This is a genomic window from Candidatus Aeolococcus gillhamiae (genome assembly GCF_016464765.1).
Taxonomy (GTDB): Bacteria; Chloroflexota; Dormibacteria; order Aeolococcales; family Aeolococcaceae; genus Aeolococcus; species Aeolococcus gillhamiae.
Genome location: NZ_JAEKNS010000163.1, coordinates 26,067 through 44,501, shown reverse-complemented (window position 1 = coordinate 44,501; position 18,435 = coordinate 26,067). Strand labels below are relative to the sequence as shown.

Sequence of the window (18,435 nt, the reverse complement as noted above, 5' to 3'; positions counted from 1 at the left end):
ATGCAGCGGTGGCGTTGCCGCGCTCCACGCGCAGCGGCGCGGTGCGCAGACCGCGCAGCGTCAGCCACGCGTCGAACGGCGACAGCACCGCGCCGAGCGACCGGCTGGTGGCGTCGAGCCACCCGGCCGCCTCACTCTGCGGCGACGCGAGGGCCACGCCGCCGAGCACGTCGCTGTGGCCGCCGAGATGCTTGGTCAGGCTGTGCAGCACCAGGTCGGCCCCATGCGCCAGCGGCTGGAAGAGGAACGGCGTCGCGAAGGTGCTGTCCACCAGGCACACCGCGCCGCACGCACGCGCGGCCGCGGCCACCGCGGGCACGTCGACCACCGTGAGCAGCGGGTTGGTGACGATCTCGACCACAACCACGGCGACGTCAGGGCCGCCCACCGCCGCCACCAGCGCGCCCGCGTCAGCACCGCCGTCAACAGGCAGGTCGACCACGGTCGTCGCCATGCCCAGCGCCGCCAGCGGCCCCACCAGCAACGCCTCGGTGGCCCCGTAACATGGCCGCACCAGCACCACACGCCGCCGTCCGCTCATCGCCGCCGCGCTCACCAGCAGCAGCAGCGCCGCCTGCCCGCTGGCGGTGACACGCGCCACCGGCGCCTCGCCACCACCAGGCGTCTCGAGCGCCGCCAGCGTTGCCTCGAGCAACGCCACGCTCTCGTTGCTGTAGCGGCGATACACCCGGGGATCCGCCTCCATGGCGGCGTCGAGCGCGTCCAGGTCGGGATACGAGCGCGCCGACGAGAGCGCCGGGGGCGCAACCAGGTCCCTCCCCTCGTCGCCGCCGGCGGGCACGGCGCCGGCCCGGATCGCCGCCAGGCGGATGTCGTCGCTCACTCAGCGAGCATCGGCGCCGCCAGCCCCGGCCGCGTCGAGCAACCGGAACGCCGACCGCCCCGCGTACCGCCCGGACGACCCCAGCTCAGCCTCGATGCGGAGCAGCCGGTTGTACTTGGCCACCCGCTCCGACCGCGACGGCGCGCCCGTCTTGATCTGGCCGGCGTTGACCGCAACCGCGAGGTCGGCGATGGTGGTGTCCTCGGTCTCGCCGCTGCGGTGGCTGATCACCGACGCGTAGTCGTGCGACGACGCCAGCGCGATGGCCTCGAGCGCCTCGCTCAGCGTTCCGATCTGGTTGACCTTCACCAGCAGGGCATTGGCGACGCCTCGCGAGAACCCCTCACGCAGCCGCGCCACGTTGGTCACGAAGAGGTCGTCGCCGATCAGCTGCACCCGCGAGCCCAGCCGCTCGGTAAGCGCCGCCCAGCCGTCCCAGTCGTCCTCGGCCATGCCGTCCTCGATCGAGACGATGGGGTACTGCGCCACCCACGTCGCCCACAGCTCCACCAGCTCGAGCGGCTCGAGCTCCCGCCCCTCGCCCCGCAGCACGTAGCGGCCATCGGAGAACAGCTCGGACGCCGCCGGGTCGAGCGCCAGGGCGACGTCGACACCGGCCGTGTAGCCGGCGCGCGCGATCGCCGAGAGCAGCACCTCGATCGCCTCCTCGTTGTGCCGCAGGCTCGGTGCGAAGCCACCCTCGTCCCCCTGGCCGGTGTTCTCGCCGCGCCCGTGCAGCACAGAGCGCAGTGCGTGGAAACACTCGCTGCCGGCGCGCAGCGCGTCGGCGAACGTCGTGAAGCCGAGCGGCACCAACATGAACTCCTGGAAGTCGACGCTGGTCTGGGCGTGCAGACCGCCGTTGATCACGTTGAGGAGCGGCACCGGCAGCACCTGCGCCTCAGGTCCACCGAGGTGCCGATACAGCGGAAGCCCTGCGAAGTCAGCGGCGGCGTGCGCAGACGCCAGGCTGACCCCGAGCAGCGCGTTGGCGCCGAGGCGACCCTTGTTCGGGGTGCCGTCCAGCTCGACCAGCGCGTCGTCCAGCGCGCGCTGGTCGAGCGCGTCCATGCCGGCGACGGCAGGCCCGATGACCTCCGCCACGTTGCGCACCGCGGTTAGCACGCCCTTGCCGCCGTAGCGCGCCTTGTCACCGTCGCGCAGCTCCACAGCCTCGTGCGCACCGGTGCTGGCACCACTCGGCACCATGGCAGCCCCCGCGGCGCCCCCCGCAAGCCGCACCCGCACCTCCAGCGTCGGGTTGCCACGCGAGTCGAGCACCTCCAGCGCGTCGACATGCTCGATGCGGCTCACAACGGCACCCGCTTGACCACCAGGCTGCGCGCCAGCTTGTCGTGCCAGCCCTGCTTGCGCTGGTCCCAGGCCGCCGAGAGCAGGCCGATCAGCGCGATCAACCCGGCGATCGACCCCACGGCGGGGATCAGTCCCAGCACCCCCGGCCCCCAGAAGATGACCGCGCGGGCGAACGCTCGACCCGCCGGCAGCCGGCCGCCGTCCTCGGCGCGCACCACCTCTGCCCCCATGGCCTGCTGCCCGAGGGTCCGGCCCCGCCAGGCCACCAGCCCGCCGAAGTACAGCGCGCTCACCAGCGCCCCGATCAGCCCCACCACCAGGAACCGGTTGGAAAGGTCAGCGGGCAGGGTAGCGATCGTCTGCCCGGTCGGCGGCGGGTGGTCACGGTAGTACTGCGCGATCGGCACGTACACCAGCGGGACGGTGAAGGGCGCCTCGACGATGAACACGGCGATGACGTCGATGATGTAGCCGAGCAGCCGCGCCCCGAAGCCGAGGTACACCACCCCCGGAGCCGGCCCGGGCCGCTGCAGGCCGGGCAGCACCGGCGCGGCCACCGGGTACGCGGACTGCACCGGGTACGCCGGGGGCGCGGGGGACGCCGGCTGAGGCAGCTCGAGACGGTTGTCGTCCGGTGGCGGTGGCGGGGGTTGCTCGCTCATGCCGGCTCCTTGGCGACCTCGTCCCACAGCCGGGCCAGGATCCTGATGCCCATCGCGTAGTGGTCGAGGTCGAACTTCTCGTTGGGGGCGTGGATCTGGTCATCGGGCAGCCCAACGCCGACCAGCACCGACTGCATCCCGAGCACGCGCTGGAACACCTCCACCGGGGGGATCGAACCGCCCTCGCGGATGATCACCGGCTCGACGCCGAAGACCGCGCCCATGGCCCGCGACGCCGCCCGCACCGCGGGGTGGTCGGCGGGCGTGATCACCGGGCTGCCACCACCGCGCGCCGTCACCTCGGTGGTGACGCCTGGCGGCGTCGCCGCCCGCAGCGCCCCGGCCACGAGATTGGCGATCACCTCGGGCTTCTGGTTGGGCACCAGCCGGCAGGTGATCTTGGCCCCCGCATGCGCAGGGACGATGGTCTTCCCACCCGGGCCCTGGTAGCCGCCCCAGATCCCGTTGATCTCCAAGGTCGGACGCACCCAGCGCGCCTCGAGCACAGACCACCCCTCCTCCCCCACGGTCGCGGGGATGCCGCCGGCGGTGGCCCGGAAGGCTGCCTCGTCGAACGGCAGCGAGCGGTATCCCTCGCGCTCCGCGGCCGTCGGCTCGACGACGTCGTCGTAGAAGCCGGGAACGGTCACTCGCCCCGTGGCAGGGTCCTTCAGCGACGCGAGCATCCGCGCCAGCGCCTCGATAGGGTTCTGCACCGCGCCGCCGAACACGCCCGAGTGGAGGTCGAGCGATGGACCGCGCACCTCCACCTCGACGCCGGCGAGCCCGCGCAGCCCGACTGTCAGCGAGGGCACACCGCGCGCGAAGATGCCAGTGTCGGACACCACCGCGAAGTCCGCGGCCAGGCGGTCGCCGAGGTCGGCGACCAGCTGCTCGAAGTGGCTGGAACCCACCTCCTCCTCGCCCTCGACGAGCAGGCGCAGGTTGACCGGCAGCTCACCGCGGGTGCGCAGGTGCGCCTCCACCGCCTTGAGGTGCATGTACACCTGGCCCTTGTCATCGACCGCGCCGCGCGCGAACAGCTTGCCGTCGCGCACCTCCGGCTCGAAGGGCGGCGACACCCACTCGTCGAGCGGATCGGCCGGCTGCACGTCGTGGTGGCCGTACACCAACACAGTGGGCAGCGCGGGGTCGACCATCCGCTCCGCATACACCGCCGGGTGCCCCTCGGTTTCCACCACCTCCACCGTGCTGAACCCCGCCTCGCGAGCCGCCGCCGCGAGGTGCTCCGCGTTGCGGCGAACGTCAGGAGCGTGGTCGGGGTGGGCGGAGATGCTGGGGATGCGCAACAGCTCGATCAGCTCGTCGACGAACCGGGGCTGGTTGGCGGCGCAGTAGTCGTCGAGGTCGTGGCCCACGTCTGGAGCGTAGCGGGGAGGTCACGTCGACCGCGCCGCTGGCAGGGCGCCTCTCCCGGGGGGCGCCGTGGGGTCGCACCGGCGGGTGACACGCTGGCAGAATGGTGCATGTGGGACGTTCTCTCGGCGTCGTCGTCGTGGGGTGGGCATCGGGTTTCCTGATCGCCATCGCCTGGAGCGCCGCCCGCGCCAACAACCTGCGGCTGGCTACGACGCTCTCGGGGTGGGCCATCGCCGGGATGGTGGTGACCGCTCTGCTGCTGGTGTGGATCGCGCTCACCAATCGGGCCGACCGGCGTCGCGCCGCCCGCGAGTCCGACCGTGAGATGGCCGTGGTGAGCCCCGTCGCAGAGGCCGCCGCCACCGAGCGCCGCACGGCCGCCCGGATCGGGCGCATCGAAGCCCGCCTGGCGCGCGAGCAGGAGGAGCTCGACGCGGCGGTGGCGTCGCTGGCCGCCGCCGAGCTCGCCGCCACCGGGCATGTCCACGCCGGCCCGGTCGACGCCGTGCCGGACGCCGAGGCCGCCAAGCTCGAGCCCATCCTGCGCCAGGAGGTCCTCGAGACCGTCGCCGACCTGGTCGGGCGCGACCCCGCCCAGACGGCGGTGCTTGCCGGCCAGCTGGAAGCGCTGCTCGAGAAAGCCCGGTAGCCGGCGCAATCCGTGCACTGCCGGCCGTTCCGGTGTACCGTCTGGCGCAGCGAGGTCTCTCCGTCGTACTCCACGCTCTTCCAGGAGATCCCCATGGCTGTGCACGCTCCCCCATCGGGGTCCATCGAGGCCAACCGCAAGCGCATCGTGGAGCTCGTCGGCACCGGCCAAGGCGCGCGCCGTGCGCCCGCCCCCGAGGACGACACGCCGGTGATCCTCGCCCTCCAACTGCAGGCCATCGACTCTTTCGTGGAGATGATCCGGCTGCGTACTGAGCTCGCCGACCGCGACCGCCGCATCGCCACCCTGCGGGTGGGGTTGCGCACCTGGCGTGAACGCGCCGGCCTGGAGCAGGCGGGGCGCCGCAGCGACGCCGCCGAGGCGTGCGATCGCGAGCGTGAGATCATCAGCCTCCTCCACCAGCAGATGCAGATGGCCGACGCCGCCACCGCCGAGCTGGAGCGGATCCGTGCCCTGTCGTGGTGGCGGCGCCTGCGCGGCTGAGCCGCTGGCCGACGAACTTTTCGGTTACGAAGCGCGTCACGGTACGGCGCGAGACAGACGGATCCCAGGCAAAGGCGTACGAGTGGTGTGCTCACCACCATGTCCAGAACGCCTCAGCCATCCAGTGTTCGGTTGAGGCCGCCGATTGCCCCCCGGCGCTCGACGTCGCGAGCCTCCCTGCTCCACATCGAGGCGGAGCTGGAGCGTCGCAACGCCTTCCTCCAGCTGCTCCAGGTCGTTTCGGTGGCGGCCAACGGCGCCCCCACGTCGATGACCCATGCCCTGCAGACAACGGTCGACGAGGTCTGCAGGCAGACCGGCTGGACGGTCGGCCATGTCCTCCTCCCCGACGAGGACGCCGCCGGGGTCCTCGTCTCCAGCGGCGTCTGGCACGTCGACGATCCCGCCCAGCTGGCGGGCCTGCGCAGCCGCCACCACGATGTCAGCTTCCCGGCCGGCGTGTGCGTGCCCGGTCGTGTGTTCGCAACATGCAACCCCGAACACATCGCCGACGTCCGCCGTCTCTCCAAGGACCACGCTGACCGAGTTCGCTGTTCGCTCGTCGACGACGAGCACATGCGCGCTATCGCGGCGTTCCCGATCATCGTGAGAGACGAGGCCGTCGGCGTGCTCGAGTTCTTCTCGGAGACGCCGTTCGAGGCCGATCGCATGCTCCTCGACGTCATGGTGCAGGTCGGCATGGTGCTCGGCCGCGTCGCCGAGAGAACCAGGTACGAAGCCGCCCTGCGACGTGCTCGCGAGGTGGCCGAGGTTGCCAGCGCCGCCAAGACGGAGTTTCTGTCGCGCATGAGCCACGAGCTGCGCACCCCCCTCACCGCTGTGCTCGGGTACGCGGAGCTGCTCGACCTCTCCCCGCTAGCCGAGCGCGAGAAGGGCTATGTGGCGGCGATCCAGAAGGGCGGCAACCATCTGCTCGCCCTGATCAACGACGTCCTTGAGGTGTCGCGGCTCGAGAAGGGCCAGCTGCGCTTGTCCATGGAGCCGGTCGATGTCAACGCCGTGATCCTCGACGTGCTCGCATTGATGCGCCCGCTGGCCGCCAGGTACGGCGTCGCCCTGCGCTCCGAGCTTGCCGATGCGGGCCGCCCGATCGCTCTCAGCGACAACCAGGCGCTCCGCCAGGTGATGCTCAACCTGGTCGGCAATGCCATCAAGTACAACCACCGCAACGGCGAGGTCGCGGTGAGCATCGTCGACGCCGGTGGAACGACCGTGCAGATCGACGTCACCGACACCGGGACGGGCATCGCCGCCGCCGACCTGGCGTCGATCTTCGTCCCCTTCGAGCGCCTCGGCGCGGCCCGTACCGTGGAGGGCACGGGGCTGGGATTGGGCATCTCCCGCCAGCTCGTCGACGCCATGGGTGGCCGACTGGACGTGCAGAGCGTGGTGGGGAGTGGCACCACCCTCTCGATCCTGCTCACGGCCGGCGAACGCCCGCCGCTGCTGGACATCCCCGCCGTCGACCCCCCCTCGACTGCACCGTCGCGCGCTTCCGGGCGCACCGTCCTGTACGTTGAAGACAACATTGTCAACATCGAGTTGATGCAGGGCTTCTTCACCAGGCTCCGTCCCGGCGTGCACCTGGTGTCGACGATGCTCGGCGAGCTGGCCGTCGACCTGGCCCGGGAGCACTCGCCGCGGCTCATCCTCCTCGACGTCAACCTTCCCGACATCGACGGCGACGAGGTGATGAAGCGGCTGAGAAGTGACCCGGCAACCCGCGCCATCCCCGTGGTCATGGTGAGCGCGGACGCCATCCCCTCCGGTATCGAGCGCTACCTCACCGGCGGGGCGATCGGCTACATCACCAAGCCCATCGCGGTGGCTCGCCTCCTCGAGTTCGTCGACGCCGCCACTGCCGACGCCGCCACGGACACCGATGGTGACCTCGTCGGGCACACTCCGGCAGCCCGCGCGAAGGCGGCGTCCGCACCGCGGTCGCTCGCCGCAGCGAAAGGCCCAGCGGCCCGCACCTGACCCACCCGGGTCGCGGGCCACGCGCCAATGCGCGGTGGAGTACGCTGCGCGGCGAAGGGAAGACGTCCGCGCCGCCGGTGGCGACGCGCGACAACAGGAAGGGGCCGATGACTGATCTCCATGGCGCACCACGCCGTCCATCGCGCGGCCACTTGGCTGCGCTCCTCGCGGTCGGGACGGCAACCGTCGCGACCATGGCTGCACTGCCCGTGATCGTTCATGCGTCCAGCCCAAGTCCGCCAGGCTGGACCCATCACACCGTCGACCCCACGCTCGCCGGTGGCGAGCCCCTGGTGACCTACTACAGCAACAACATCAACGGAGCGGATCTCGCCTACACGTCGCACGAGGGCACCACGCACCTGTTCCGCGACGGGCTCGTCTCCCCCGACACCACCAACCTGTGCGCCACCCCCACCGTTCCGCCACAGAGCCTGCCCAGTGGCTTCGTGTGCAGCTACACCAACCAGGTCAACGTCTGGACCTCGACGAACCAGGGCTCGAGCTGGCAGCGAACCACCGTGGTCGAGAACGGCGTCGGCTCGGTCGGACCCACCAGCCCCTTCGGGGTTGGCTTCAGCGACCCTGACTGGTCGACGGACGAGGGCGGCTGGCTCTACAACACGGGGATCGACCTTGCCAACGACGCGGTGTTCGCGTCCCACGACGGCGCCCGAAGCTTCCCGGTCGGCAACAACAACTGCCACAGCGGTGACCGTCCGTGGCTCGCCGGCGGCACCTCGGGCCAGGTTTACCTCGCCACCGACACCACTCTTGATGCCTCGACCAGCCTCAGCAGCGGGCACGAGATCTTCAGAGGTGTCATCACCAACGCGGGCGGTCTCACAACGCTGCAGTGCCAGGGCGCTGCGGGCGCCGTCATCCCGAGCGACCCCAGTGGTGCGACCGGTCCCGGGATCCTCGACTACGGCAACTCCAGCATTGCCAGCCGCGGCGGGACGTACACCGCCGCCGGCAAGCTCTTCTACGACCACAACATCACCACCGATGGCTATCACGGAGCCCTGATCGAACCCGCCTTCTTCACCAACAGTGACAAGAGCAGTGGCGTGGGCATCAGCATCCTCCCCAACGCCAACGGCGCTTTCGCCACCAACTCGACCGTCACTCAGTTTCCACAGCAGTTCGAGGTGCCCGGCACCAACCCGGTGTTCGCGCACTGGCCGTCGATCGGCATCGATGCCAACGACCGGGTATACCTGGTGTGGGACACGACCACGACGGACCTCGCTGGCAACCTCGTCAATGCGATCAAGCTCTCGACATTCGACCTCCACAACACGTCGACCGGGTTCACCACGCCGATCACCATCACCTCACCAGGGAAGAGCGTCTTCTGGCCATGGGTGGCGGTGCCGAGCACCGCTGCCGGAGCGGGGAACGTCTCGGTGGTCTGGTACCAGTACGACGGCGCCACCCAGCCCGACAGCGGTACTGGCAACGTCTCGCTTCTCGAGACCAGCGTCTTTGGCGCTGACACAGCGTCGCCGACGATCCTCGGCCCCAACGATCCGATCGGAGCGCCCATCCACAACGGCGGCATGTGCCAGAGCGGCACCACATGCGTGGCCACCGGACAGGACCGGCGCCTCGGTGACTTCTTCACCAACTCCGTCGACCAGAACGGCTGCGTGATGATCGCCAGCGGTGAGACCACCACGGATCCGAGCGCAGCAACGAGCCGCCCGCTCTTCATCCAGCAGACCAACGGCACCAGCCTCACCGGTCAGAGCTGCGCTGTTCCCCTATCGACCGCCGCCGAGGCGCCACTGGCCGCTCTGTTCCTCGTCGCCGGCGCCGGGGTGGTGGCCATCGTGGCCCGCCGCCGACGTCAACGACAGGTTGTGGTGTCCTGAAGCGCGATTAGGCGAGCGTCACGATGGCGCGGGCATGGGCAACGGCGGGCCCCCCGTGGATGCGGGCGTGGGCCTGGGCGCCGGCGGCGCGAGCATGCGCGGTTGCCGGGACGGAGCCCGAGAGCGTGGCGATTGCGGAGACACCCGCGATCACCATGACAGCTGGTCTGACCAGGCGGTGGATTCGACTCATGATGACGGCCCCTGTGACGTTTGAGCGGAGTGATGCGATTGTCAGTCATCGCATGTCGAGGCGCACGGGTCCAATCGATAACAGGCTGGTAACGCCGAGCGCTGCACCAGGGGCACCGGTTCGCACATTGCAATTCGGCCCGGATTTGATGCCGCCCTGCGACATACACGTCACTGGTCTCGTCGACGGTCGCGAGGAAGCTGCCCGGAGATGGATCTCAGCGACTTCGACGGCGTGCGCGCCGCTCTGCACCCGGTGGCCCGGCTGTTGGACGGGAGCGTCCTCGGCTACCAGGCGATCCGCGAAGGCAGCGTGGGTGCCGAGCTCGACCTCATCTTCGTACGGGCTGCGCTCACCTGCTCGGTGGCCATCCGCCCGCCGATTCTGTTTCTCAACCTGCCGGTCTCCGCGCTCGTCGAGCGAGGCGCGGTGCAGAGCTTGCAAGAGCTGGCGGCTGATGAAGATGCTCCGACCCATCGCATCGCCATCGAGATCAGCGAGCCGGGATCCGCGGCCGATGCCGCCGGCCTCGGCACCATCGTGGCCGACCTTCGCAGCTGCGGCTTCCGGGTCGCCACCCACGATGGCGGGGCCTCCCAGGCGGGCATGTTGGGCATCGCAGAGCTTCGGCCCGACTTCATCAAGCTCGGTCCGCGCCTGACCAGCGAGCTGCACACCAGCCATCCGCGCCGCGCGCTGGTGGTGTCGCTGCTGTCATTTGCCACGCACCTCAACGCCCAGATCGTGGCCGAAGGCGTCGACACCCACGACGACCTCGCCACCCTCCTCGATCTCGGCATCCAATTCGGGCAGGGGGCGCATGTTGGTGAACCGCTTGCCATGCCATCGCTCCAGGGCGACCTGGTGGCGGTGGATTTCGGTCTGCTCAGTTCGCTCACTGTCGACTCCTTCACCCCCGACGGCCCGGTGCACCCCAACCAGCTGGTGACCCGGCATCCGCCGGCGGCGAGCACTGTGAAGCAGGCAAGTCTCCCGCACGCGTTGAGCAGTGCCGCCCTGGCGCTGCAAGCTGAGCACGACCCCCAGCGCATCCTCGCTGTGATCGCCGAGCAGCTGTCCCTGGTCGTGCCCGTCGACGACCTTTCCATCTACGAAGCCGGCCCGGACACCGAGCAGTTCGTGGCAGCGTTCGCCACCGGTCCGCAGGCCGAGCAGATCATGGCCGACAGCTTCTCCATGTCGGTCGGCCTCAACGGCTGGGCATTCGCCCTGGGCACCCCACAGAACCTCGGCAACGCGGGCGCCCACCCGGCCGCCACCACGATTCCCAACACACCGTTCGAGCATGAATCACTGCTGCTCATCCCGCTGGTCGCCGGTGACCACAAGCTCGGCATGCTCAACTGCCGGCGGATGGGGCTCAACCGCTTCACCGACGAAGATCTCGAGGCGGCCTCTCTCTTCGGGCACACCGCCGCCGCCGCGTGGCACAACGCGCAGCTGTACGAGGAGCTCGCTCGCCGCGCCATGACCGACGGCTTGACCGGTTTGTTCAACAGCCGCTGGCTTCGCGAGGCCGGCGAGCGCGAGATCGCCGACTGTCGGCGCCGCGGCGCACCTCTGAGCATCGTTCTGGTCGACCTCGACCACTTCAAGAGGATCAATGACACCGGCGGCCATGCCGCCGGCGACGAGGTGCTGCAGCGCGTCGCCGACGAGTTGCGGCGCACCAGCAGGGCCGGCGACGGTGCGGTGCGGCTGGGCGGCGAGGAGTTCGTCCTCGTGCTTCGCGACGCTGACGCGGCGGGCGCCGTGCGGGTCGCCACCGATCTGCGTGCGGCGATGACCAAGGTGCCCATCCCGCCGGCTTGCTTGGGGATCGAGCGGATCACCGCATCGGTTGGCATCGCCAGCTTCCCCGAGCATGGGTCCACACTCGCCGACCTGGTGCGTGCGGCGGATGTGGCCATGTACGGGGCCAAGCGCGAGGGTCGCGATCGGGTGAAGCTCGCGCTCGACGAGCCCGTCACCGTTCCGCGCAGCGGCAGCGCTGTCGCGTAGTCGGCAACCCGATCACCTGGGGGGCAGGCTGGCCACGAGCGTCACATCGCTGCTGCCGGCTGCTTCGCTGTCGGGTACTGCTCGCCCGCCCGCCTCGACCTCGCCCGGGCCAGCAGGCCGGCCCCAGCCGCCGAAAGCACCACCGCGACGCCGATGACCAGCGTCGGCCGCATCGCGCCGACGAATGCGCTGGCGAACACCTCGTGCCCCGCCTGCTGGAGTTGCGCGGCCAGCGCCGCCGGGACGTGCGCCAGCGCCCCAGGAGGGATCGCACTTTGACTCGCACCCACCGCAAGACCGGAGCTGCTGGCGTGGCTGAAGCCGTCGACGAACGGCGCCTGTGCCTGCTGCGGCAGAGCGGCCGAGCGCGCCACCGCCTCTGCCCGCAGGTTGGTCGCCAGCTGTGTCTGGAGAACCGCGCCCACCACCGCACCGGCGATGACCGCGCCCAGCTCCTGGATGGTGTTGAGCACACCTGAGGCCACGCCGGCGTGCTCCGGCTTGAGGTCGCGAGTGGCCAGGGAGTACACAGGACCCCAGATGAACGCCATCCCAACACCGGCGAGGATCAGACCGGGCAGGAAGCTCCAACGTCCGGAGTCGGCGTGCACAGCGATCGCGATGAAGGCGACCCCCGCGGCGAGGCCAACGAGGCCGGGTATCAGCAGGTACTTTGCGCTGACCTTGGTCATCAGCCCGTTCGACACCCCCGACATGAGGATCATCGCCACCGGTTGCGCGGCGATCGTCAACCCGGCGTCGACGGCGGAGAGCCCGAGCACGGACTGCAGGTAGATGGTCAGCGGCAGGTAGAAGCTCACGATGGAGAAGCCCATCGCGCTGAGCACGAAGGTCATCACCGCGAAGTTGCGGTCGTGGAACACGGCGAAGGGCAGCAGCGGCTCGCGATCCTGGCGCTGCGTCTGATGGACGAAGAACACCGCGAGCACCACCACACCCGCGGCGATCACCAGCGGGATGGAGATGACGCCGGTGATGGTGCCCCACTGGTAGCGCTGGCCCTCGATCAGCCCATACACGACTCCGAGCAGCCCGGCAGTCGCCAGGGCCACGCCGACGAAGTCGAGACGGTGCCTGCGTCCGGGCCGGATGTCGGGCACGAACAGCAGTGCCGCGCCGATCACCAGCACCCCCACAGGCAGGTTGACATAGAAGATCGACTGCCAGCCGAAGTGGGTCACGAGGAACCCCCCGAGGGTGGGACCAGCAAGCACAGCGAGCCCGGCGAGCACACCGAAGATGGCGAAAACCGCGGCGCGTTTCTCGACCGGGAAGATGCTCAGCAGGATTGGCAAACCCTGCGGCGCGAGGATTGCCGCGCCGAGACCCTGGAGAGCGCGCGAGAAGATCAATTGGAGAGGTGAGCTCGCCAGCGCGCTCAGCAAGGACGCGAGCGTGAACAGGCCGGTCCCGATCACGAACAGGCGTCGTGGTCCGATGATGTCCCCGAGCCGTCCCGAGGTGATCAGCAGCACCGCGTACACCAGGCTGTACGCGTTGAGCACCCAGAGGATGCTGTCGAGGCCAGCGCCAAGGCCGTCGCTGATGCGCGGGATGGCGACGTTGACGATGGTGAGGTCGAGCAGCGTCATGAAGAGGCCGAGCGAGAGGACGACGAGCGCGGCGATGGGCCGGTTCGGCCGCTCCGTGGTGTGGGTCTGCGTGTCAGCCATCTCGAGCCCCCTCGTGTGAACGGTTCTTCTGTCTGTGCTTCTCTATGAGTCGGGTCATCTCAGCATTGCCGCCGGGTTCCTCGTCCGCCCCCGACGGGAGCGTGAACAGGGCTTCGATCTCGGCGTCGGTCCACAGCCGCCCGGCGGCGATGTCGTCGACGATGCCGCTCAGCCAGCTGAGCTCAGCAACGTGCAACGCCTGCGTGTACTCCCCTTCGATGAGGACGATCCGCGGTACATGCGTCAGGGAGGCGGTGACCGCGTCGCGCGCGGCGACCAGTGACTCGAGGCGCATGATGCGGTGCCTCAGCGTGTGCAGCGTGGCGTCGCGGCCAAGGCCGAGCACGAACGCAAGCGCCACGCCGAACCGCGGGTACTCCTCCACCGGCTCGGAGAGCAGCTCCCCCATCCAGATGTGGAGTTCGTCCCTGCCGGCCTCGGTCGCCGAGTACACGGTGCGCTCCGGCCTGCGGCCCTCCCGGGAGGTCTCGCTCGCCTCGATGTAGCCTGCCCGCTCGAGGCGCTCCACCGAGTCGTAGATCGAGGCATTGCCCATCTTCACCACGCTCTCGATGCCGCGTTCTCGGATCAGGATGCGCAACGCGTAGGGGTGACGGGGCCGTTCGCAGAGCAGGTTGAGCACCACGAGAGCGGCGGGCGTTCGGTTGAAATTCGGCATAGACGACTCCGATTAGTCGGCGCCGACTATATAGCCCGCCTGACCCCCTGTCAAGGCGCAAGGTTCGTCGCCAGCAGGCGGTTAAGGAGGTGCGGGTACCAGGAAGGCGCGCTCGCACGCGTCCAGACGGAGGAGGGGGTACTACGCCGGTGGCGGCACAAGCCTGAGCTCGCCGCTGTGGCTGGGCATGTGGACGCGCATCCAGGCCGCTTCGTCGAATCCCGGACGGCTCGGGTTCGCGTCACCGGCGATCTACGCAACAACACTGACGTCACCCGCTACGCGAATGACTTCTTCGACATCGGTCAGGCCGGGAACACCAACACCATCCCATCCTGTGAGCCCACCCCGGGACCGTATTCCTGCTCGAAAACGGGTTGGGACTACGCCTCTGGCTGGGGCACTCCGGATATCACCAAGCTCATGAAGGACCTCGACGGCGGCAACACGACCCCGGTCGCCTTCGTCGCGGCTGCGGTTCCTGAGGCGCCGGCCACCCTGCTCATCGCGCTGGTGGGCACCACGGTGGCCGCCGCGGCATTGAGGCGCAGGAGGCGTCCTCGTCCCATCTGAGCAGGCCGGTCCGGCTCAGCCGTCGACGAAGAGGCCCTTGATCGGTCCCAGCAGTCGCGCTGCCCGACGCGACGTGCTCGGCAGCGGGCGGAGCTGGACACTGCTCGGCGCATTGCCGTTGAGCAGCGGCCGCCAGCGTTCCTCGATCACCGCGAGCGGATCGGCGCCCGTGCAGTCCTCGCCGAGGTGCTCGGACCACAGCCGCTCACGCACGCGGCGCGCCAGGCCGGCGTCGTCGGTCACCACGTTCATCTCCGTGTCGTTGAAGAGGGAGTGCTCGTTGAGGTTCGCCGACCCCAGCGTGAGCCACTCATCGTCGACCACCGCGATCTTGGCGTGCACGTAGACGCGCGGGTACTGGCGACCGGGTGGCCCGACAGTGCCGACCAGCAGGCGCTGGTCGCGATCGGCCTCCATGAGCACATCGAGCTGGCCGCGGGTGTCGTCGTTGCCAGTATTGGGGCGCAGAGGCAGCACCACGCAGAGACGGAACTCGTCGCTGGGTGGGCGGCGCAGCTTGCGGCTGAGCACGCGGACGATCTCCGCGCTCCAGAGGAACTGGTTCTCGATGTAGATGAGGCGATGGGCGCGCCGCAGCGCACCGACGTATGCCTCGAGGACGCTGAAGTCACCATCCGGTAGCGCCGGGTACGTGCGTTCCGGAACCGTCCTGACCACCTGCACGCGGCTCATTCCCGCCGCCGCAGGCACATCGTCGGACGGGAGGTGCTCACCGGTCGTGGCCTCCCAGCGCATCGCGAAGTGCGCGGCGACGTCGCTGGCCGCGGGGCCGCTCAGCCGTGCGGCGGCGTCGTGCCACCCCAGGCCGTCACGTGCCCCATGGGGGGCGCCGTCAAACCGGTCGCCGCCCAGGTAGGTGAGGTCGATGCCGCCCACGAACGCGGTGGCCCCGTCGACGATGACGAGCTTCTCGTGATGGCAGTGCATGGGGCGGTTGCGCGCGTCGAGAGCACCGCGAATACGCGTTCCGCGGGTCAGGCTGGCGAGCGCCCTCCTGGCCTCCGCACGCGTGGGGTGGATAAGCGGCAACGGGGCTCCGGCCCACACAAGGACGCGCACCTCGACCCGCTCGGCAGCCTCGGCGAGGAGCTCGCGCAGGGTGGTGACGGCGGGCTCCCGCTCCATGGCGAACTCCGGGCTGATCGCCCAGCCCGCGACGTGCACGGATCGCCGCGCCGACCGAATCGCGGCCGCAATCTCGGGCAGCGCGGCGGCGCCGTCGACGCACACCTCGAGGCGGTTGCCGTCGCGCGGAGCCGTGCTTCCACCAGCCCACCCCGCACTCCGGCCCTCCAGGGCGCGGGTCCAGCCGATGCGGCCCAGGCGCCGCCCATGGTGACGGCGCTCGGCGCCCTCGATGAGGTCGCCCACGGTCCTGTCGACGCCGCCAACGAGATCCATCGCGGCCCTTCTACCATCTGCGCCGCCCGGGATGCTCGCGCTGGACAGGACCGTACCGCGCGCGTACAAGGAAGCGATGAATGCCCGCACCCGCCTCGCGCTCTGTGTCGCTCTCGGGGTGATCGCCTTCGTCCCGACGATGGTCTTCGCCCAGTGGCAGATCGCGGTGCTGGTGGGCTGGGACGCGACTGCCCTCGCATTCCTCACCACAGCGTGGCTGAAGCTGCACCACATGGACGCCTCCAGCACCAAGGCCCACTGCCTGACGGAGGACAACTCCAGGGCCGCCGCGGACGCGATCATCGTGGGCGCCTGCGTGGCCAGCCTGGTCGGCGTCGTGTTCGCCCTGATCCACGCTGCCACGCTGCAGGGATCGGCCAAGACGGTGCTCACCGCGGTGGCGGTCGCGAGCGTGGTGCTGTCGTGGGGCTCGGTCCATGCGGTTTTCACGCTTCGCTACGCGCACCTCTTCTACACGGGCGGCGGTGGCATCGATTTTCACTCCGGCCGCTACATGCCGACGTACGGCGACTTCCTCTACGTGGCGCTCACGATCGGGATGACCTTCCAGGTGTCCGACACCGACCTCAACAGCAAGGAGATCCGTCGGGCCGCGATTCGCCACGCGATGCTGTCGTACATGTTCGGCGTGGTGGTGGTCGCGATCACGATCAACGTGGTGGCCAGCCTGCTCACCAAGTGAGGTGACGCGCCAGGCCCTCGCGCGGCGATTCATGATTCCAGCCATGGCGGATTACGGGCGGCAGCTCTCGATGGTGAGGATCGGTGGATACGTGGCCGCCGTAATGGCTCCAGCAGCGCTGACGCTGGTGCTCGTCGGCGTCAACTTCAACAACCCGCGCGACTACGCCTTCCTGTACCTGTCGATCGTCGCCGTGCTCGGCGTGGCCATCGGCGTCGGGCCCGCGCTGGTGTCGGCCGCCCTCAGCACCATCCTGGTTGACTACCTCTTCGTACCGCCCAAGCACACACTGTCCATCGCCAACGCCGAGGACGTCGTCAACCTGATCGTGTTCTTCGGCGCGGCCGGACTGGTGGGCACTCTCGGCTCCCGGCGGCGCAACGCTCAGCTGCGCTCGCAGGCCCTGGCGGGTGAGCTGCAGCGCGCCAACATCGACCTCGCCCGGCTCAACCGAGAGCAGGCGGCGGCGGCGCAGGTCGCGGCGCGGCTCGCCGAACGGGACCGGCAGGTACAGGTTCTCGAGGAGACCGACAGGGTGCGCCACGAGTTCTTCGCCAACGTGTCGCACGAGCTGCGCACCCCGCTGGGGGGCATCCTCACAGGCGCCACCGCTGTGCTGGGCCGCGACGACCTGCAGCCGACGCTGCGTGCGGAGCTCGACGAGGTGGCGGCAGCGGCGCAACGGCTGGCACGGCTGGTTTCGGACATGCTCGACATGGCGCGCATCGAGGGCGGCGCCATTGACCTGCGGCTCGACCGGGTGGACGTCGCCGACGCCGTCGAGGCCGCGGCCGGACGTCTGTGCCGCTCCAGCCCGCAGCGAGAGATCGAGGTACAGGTTTCCCCCGCAACCCCGGAGGTTCTCGCCGACTGGGACAGGCTCGGACAGGTGATCGATAACCTCCTCGCCAACGCGGATCACTTCGCTCCCGCAGACACCGCGCTCACCGTGGCGGCGGTCGCGGATGGGGACACTGTGGTGATCCGGGTCATCGACCGGGGCCCGGGTGTGCCCCTGGAGCAGCGCGAGCGCATCTTCGAGCGCTTTGTGCGCGGCAGCGGCGGCACCGGCCTGGGCCTGCCGATCGTGCGTGGCCTGGTCGCCGCCCAGGGCGGGCGGGTGTGGCTCGAGGATCCGCTCCCGGGCGATGGCGGTCGGTTCGCCTTCTCCCTGCCGAGCGCATGAGCGAGACGGCCCGCATCCTCCTGGCCGAGGACGACCGCGCGCTCCGCCAATCGATCGCGGCTGCTCTGCGCGGCGGCAGCTTCACAGTGGAGGCGGTCTCTGACGGCGTCCAGGCCGCCCAGCGCCTGCGCGAGGAGCCGTACGACGTGGTGCTCCTCGACATCGGCCTCCCCTTCGTGGACGGGTGGGAAATCCTGCAGCAGATCGAAGGACGGCGCCAGCCGTCGGTGATCGTCATCTCCGCGCGCGGCGAGGAGCGCGACAAGGTCCGCGCGCTCGACCTCGGCGCCGACGACTACCTCACCAAACCGTTCGGCGCCGACGAGTTGCTCGCCCGGCTTCGCGCCGTGCTGAGGCGGGTGCGCAGCACCGGGGACGCCGGTGTCGCCCGAGCCGGCGAGGTGGTGGTGGACCTCACCAACCGGTCGGTGACACGCGCCGGCGCGGAGGTGCGCCTCTCCCCCACCGAGTGGGTGCTGCTCGCTGAGCTGGCCTCGCACCCGGGGATGACGCGCGATCATCGCACCCTGCTCGGGCGGGTGTGGGGGCCCGCGTACATCGGCGATCGCAACTACCTGCGCACCTTCATCCAGCGCCTCCGCCGCAAGCTCGAGGACGATCCCGCCAACCCCGGAGTGATCGTGACCGTCGGCCACCAGGGGTATCGCTTCGGCTCCTCGCCCTTGGCCAGGGATCGTTGACGGTTCGTTGACCGCGCCCGGGCGATGCTCG

The 18,435-nt window shown here is 69.9% G+C and carries 17 protein-coding genes; 9 read left to right on the top strand and 8 right to left on the bottom strand.

Features of this window, described 5'->3' with window-relative positions:
- The 4 genes from JF886_RS16660 to JF886_RS16645 form a co-directional block, all read right to left on the bottom strand.
- A partial coding sequence (locus JF886_RS16660) for a PLP-dependent transferase (RefSeq protein WP_337314502.1) occupies positions 1-844 on the bottom strand: 844 nt, incomplete at its 3' end.
- Positions 845-2,158 (bottom strand): phosphopyruvate hydratase, encoded by a 1,314-nt coding sequence (gene eno, locus JF886_RS16655; RefSeq protein WP_337314501.1) that lies wholly within the window; start codon positions 2,156-2,158, stop codon positions 845-847. It abuts the gene before it with no gap.
- Complete coding sequence (locus JF886_RS16650; protein WP_337314500.1) at positions 2,155-2,820, bottom strand: RDD family protein; 666 nt, start codon at positions 2,818-2,820, stop codon at positions 2,155-2,157. The genes eno and JF886_RS16650 overlap by 4 nt, the downstream gene beginning before the upstream one ends.
- On the bottom strand, positions 2,817-4,199 hold the full coding sequence (locus JF886_RS16645; RefSeq protein WP_337314499.1) for a dipeptidase: 1,383 nt from the start codon (positions 4,197-4,199) through the stop codon (positions 2,817-2,819). Before JF886_RS16645 ends, JF886_RS16650 begins: the two co-directional genes overlap by 4 nt.
- A gap of 110 nt (positions 4,200-4,309) precedes the next feature.
- On the opposite strand from JF886_RS16645, the gene JF886_RS16640 reads away from it, so the two are divergent.
- From JF886_RS16640 to JF886_RS16625, 4 genes are all read left to right on the top strand, one after another.
- A complete protein-coding gene (locus tag JF886_RS16640; protein ID WP_337314497.1) occupies positions 4,310-4,849 on the top strand; it encodes a hypothetical protein in 540 nt (179 codons plus the stop codon).
- Between the two features lie 93 nt (positions 4,850-4,942).
- Complete coding sequence (locus JF886_RS16635; RefSeq protein ID WP_337314496.1) at positions 4,943-5,353, top strand: hypothetical protein; 411 nt, start codon at positions 4,943-4,945, stop codon at positions 5,351-5,353.
- A 132-nt stretch (positions 5,354-5,485) separates the two neighbouring features.
- Positions 5,486-7,354: an ATP-binding protein gene (locus JF886_RS16630; RefSeq protein WP_337314495.1), complete on the top strand. Its 1,869-nt coding sequence runs from the start codon at positions 5,486-5,488 to the stop codon at positions 7,352-7,354.
- Positions 7,355-7,461: 107 nt separating this feature from the next.
- Positions 7,462-9,231, top strand: a complete 1,770-nt coding sequence (locus tag JF886_RS16625) for a hypothetical protein (protein ID WP_337314493.1) — start codon at positions 7,462-7,464, stop codon at positions 9,229-9,231.
- A 7-nt stretch (positions 9,232-9,238) separates the two neighbouring features.
- Here the strand turns inward: JF886_RS16625 and JF886_RS16620 are convergent, their stop codons facing one another.
- A complete protein-coding gene (locus tag JF886_RS16620) occupies positions 9,239-9,424 on the bottom strand; it encodes a hypothetical protein (RefSeq protein ID WP_337314491.1) in 186 nt (61 codons plus the stop codon).
- Between the two features lie 210 nt (positions 9,425-9,634).
- Between JF886_RS16620 and JF886_RS16615 the strand changes: the two genes are divergently transcribed.
- Positions 9,635-11,446: a diguanylate cyclase gene (locus JF886_RS16615; RefSeq protein ID WP_337314489.1), complete on the top strand. Its 1,812-nt coding sequence runs from the start codon at positions 9,635-9,637 to the stop codon at positions 11,444-11,446.
- A 41-nt stretch (positions 11,447-11,487) separates the two neighbouring features.
- On the opposite strand, the gene JF886_RS16610 is transcribed toward JF886_RS16615, so the two are convergent.
- Both JF886_RS16610 and JF886_RS16605 read right to left on the bottom strand, forming a co-directional pair.
- The gene (locus JF886_RS16610; RefSeq protein ID WP_337314487.1) at positions 11,488-13,140 is read right to left on the bottom strand and encodes a DHA2 family efflux MFS transporter permease subunit; all 1,653 of its coding nucleotides are present in this window, start codon (positions 13,138-13,140) and stop codon (positions 11,488-11,490) included.
- Positions 13,133-13,819 (bottom strand): PadR family transcriptional regulator, encoded by a 687-nt coding sequence (locus JF886_RS16605; protein WP_337314485.1) that lies wholly within the window; start codon positions 13,817-13,819, stop codon positions 13,133-13,135. Before JF886_RS16605 ends, JF886_RS16610 begins: the two co-directional genes overlap by 8 nt.
- A gap of 189 nt (positions 13,820-14,008) precedes the next feature.
- On the opposite strand from JF886_RS16605, the gene JF886_RS16600 reads away from it, so the two are divergent.
- Complete coding sequence (locus JF886_RS16600) at positions 14,009-14,392, top strand: hypothetical protein (RefSeq protein ID WP_337314483.1); 384 nt, start codon at positions 14,009-14,011, stop codon at positions 14,390-14,392.
- Positions 14,393-14,407: 15 nt separating this feature from the next.
- Here the strand turns inward: JF886_RS16600 and JF886_RS16595 are convergent, their stop codons facing one another.
- Positions 14,408-15,814 (bottom strand): phospholipase D-like domain-containing protein, encoded by a 1,407-nt coding sequence (locus JF886_RS16595; RefSeq protein ID WP_337314480.1) that lies wholly within the window; start codon positions 15,812-15,814, stop codon positions 14,408-14,410.
- A gap of 76 nt (positions 15,815-15,890) precedes the next feature.
- Between JF886_RS16595 and JF886_RS16590 the strand changes: the two genes are divergently transcribed.
- From JF886_RS16590 to JF886_RS16580, 3 genes are read left to right on the top strand one after another with little or no spacing between them, the layout of a single operon-like run.
- The gene (locus JF886_RS16590; RefSeq protein ID WP_337314478.1) at positions 15,891-16,517 is read left to right on the top strand and encodes a DUF1345 domain-containing protein; all 627 of its coding nucleotides are present in this window, start codon (positions 15,891-15,893) and stop codon (positions 16,515-16,517) included.
- A gap of 43 nt (positions 16,518-16,560) precedes the next feature.
- The gene (locus tag JF886_RS16585) at positions 16,561-17,703 is read left to right on the top strand and encodes a sensor histidine kinase (protein WP_337314476.1); all 1,143 of its coding nucleotides are present in this window, start codon (positions 16,561-16,563) and stop codon (positions 17,701-17,703) included.
- Positions 17,700-18,404, top strand: a complete 705-nt coding sequence (locus JF886_RS16580; RefSeq protein ID WP_337314474.1) for a response regulator transcription factor — start codon at positions 17,700-17,702, stop codon at positions 18,402-18,404. Before JF886_RS16585 ends, JF886_RS16580 begins: the two co-directional genes overlap by 4 nt.
- The last annotated feature ends 31 nt before the right edge of the window (positions 18,405-18,435 follow it).

Coding starts and splice junctions, on each gene's coding strand:
- JF886_RS16650 (WP_337314500.1), bottom strand. CDS start 2,820: ATGAGCGAGCAACCCCCGCCACCGCCACCGGACGACAACCGTCTCGAG.
- JF886_RS16635 (WP_337314496.1), top strand. CDS start 4,943: ATGGCTGTGCACGCTCCCCCATCGGGGTCCATCGAGGCCAACCGCAAG.
- JF886_RS16625 (WP_337314493.1), top strand. CDS start 7,462: ATGACTGATCTCCATGGCGCACCACGCCGTCCATCGCGCGGCCACTTG.
- JF886_RS16620 (WP_337314491.1), bottom strand. CDS start 9,424: ATGAGTCGAATCCACCGCCTGGTCAGACCAGCTGTCATGGTGATCGCG.
- JF886_RS16615 (WP_337314489.1), top strand. CDS start 9,635: ATGGATCTCAGCGACTTCGACGGCGTGCGCGCCGCTCTGCACCCGGTG.
- JF886_RS16610 (WP_337314487.1), bottom strand. CDS start 13,140: ATGGCTGACACGCAGACCCACACCACGGAGCGGCCGAACCGGCCCATC.
- JF886_RS16605 (WP_337314485.1), bottom strand. CDS start 13,819: ATGCCGAATTTCAACCGAACGCCCGCCGCTCTCGTGGTGCTCAACCTG.
- JF886_RS16595 (WP_337314480.1), bottom strand. CDS start 15,814: ATGGATCTCGTTGGCGGCGTCGACAGGACCGTGGGCGACCTCATCGAG.
- JF886_RS16590 (WP_337314478.1), top strand. CDS start 15,891: ATGAATGCCCGCACCCGCCTCGCGCTCTGTGTCGCTCTCGGGGTGATC.
- JF886_RS16585 (WP_337314476.1), top strand. CDS start 16,561: ATGGCGGATTACGGGCGGCAGCTCTCGATGGTGAGGATCGGTGGATAC.
- JF886_RS16580 (WP_337314474.1), top strand. CDS start 17,700: ATGAGCGAGACGGCCCGCATCCTCCTGGCCGAGGACGACCGCGCGCTC.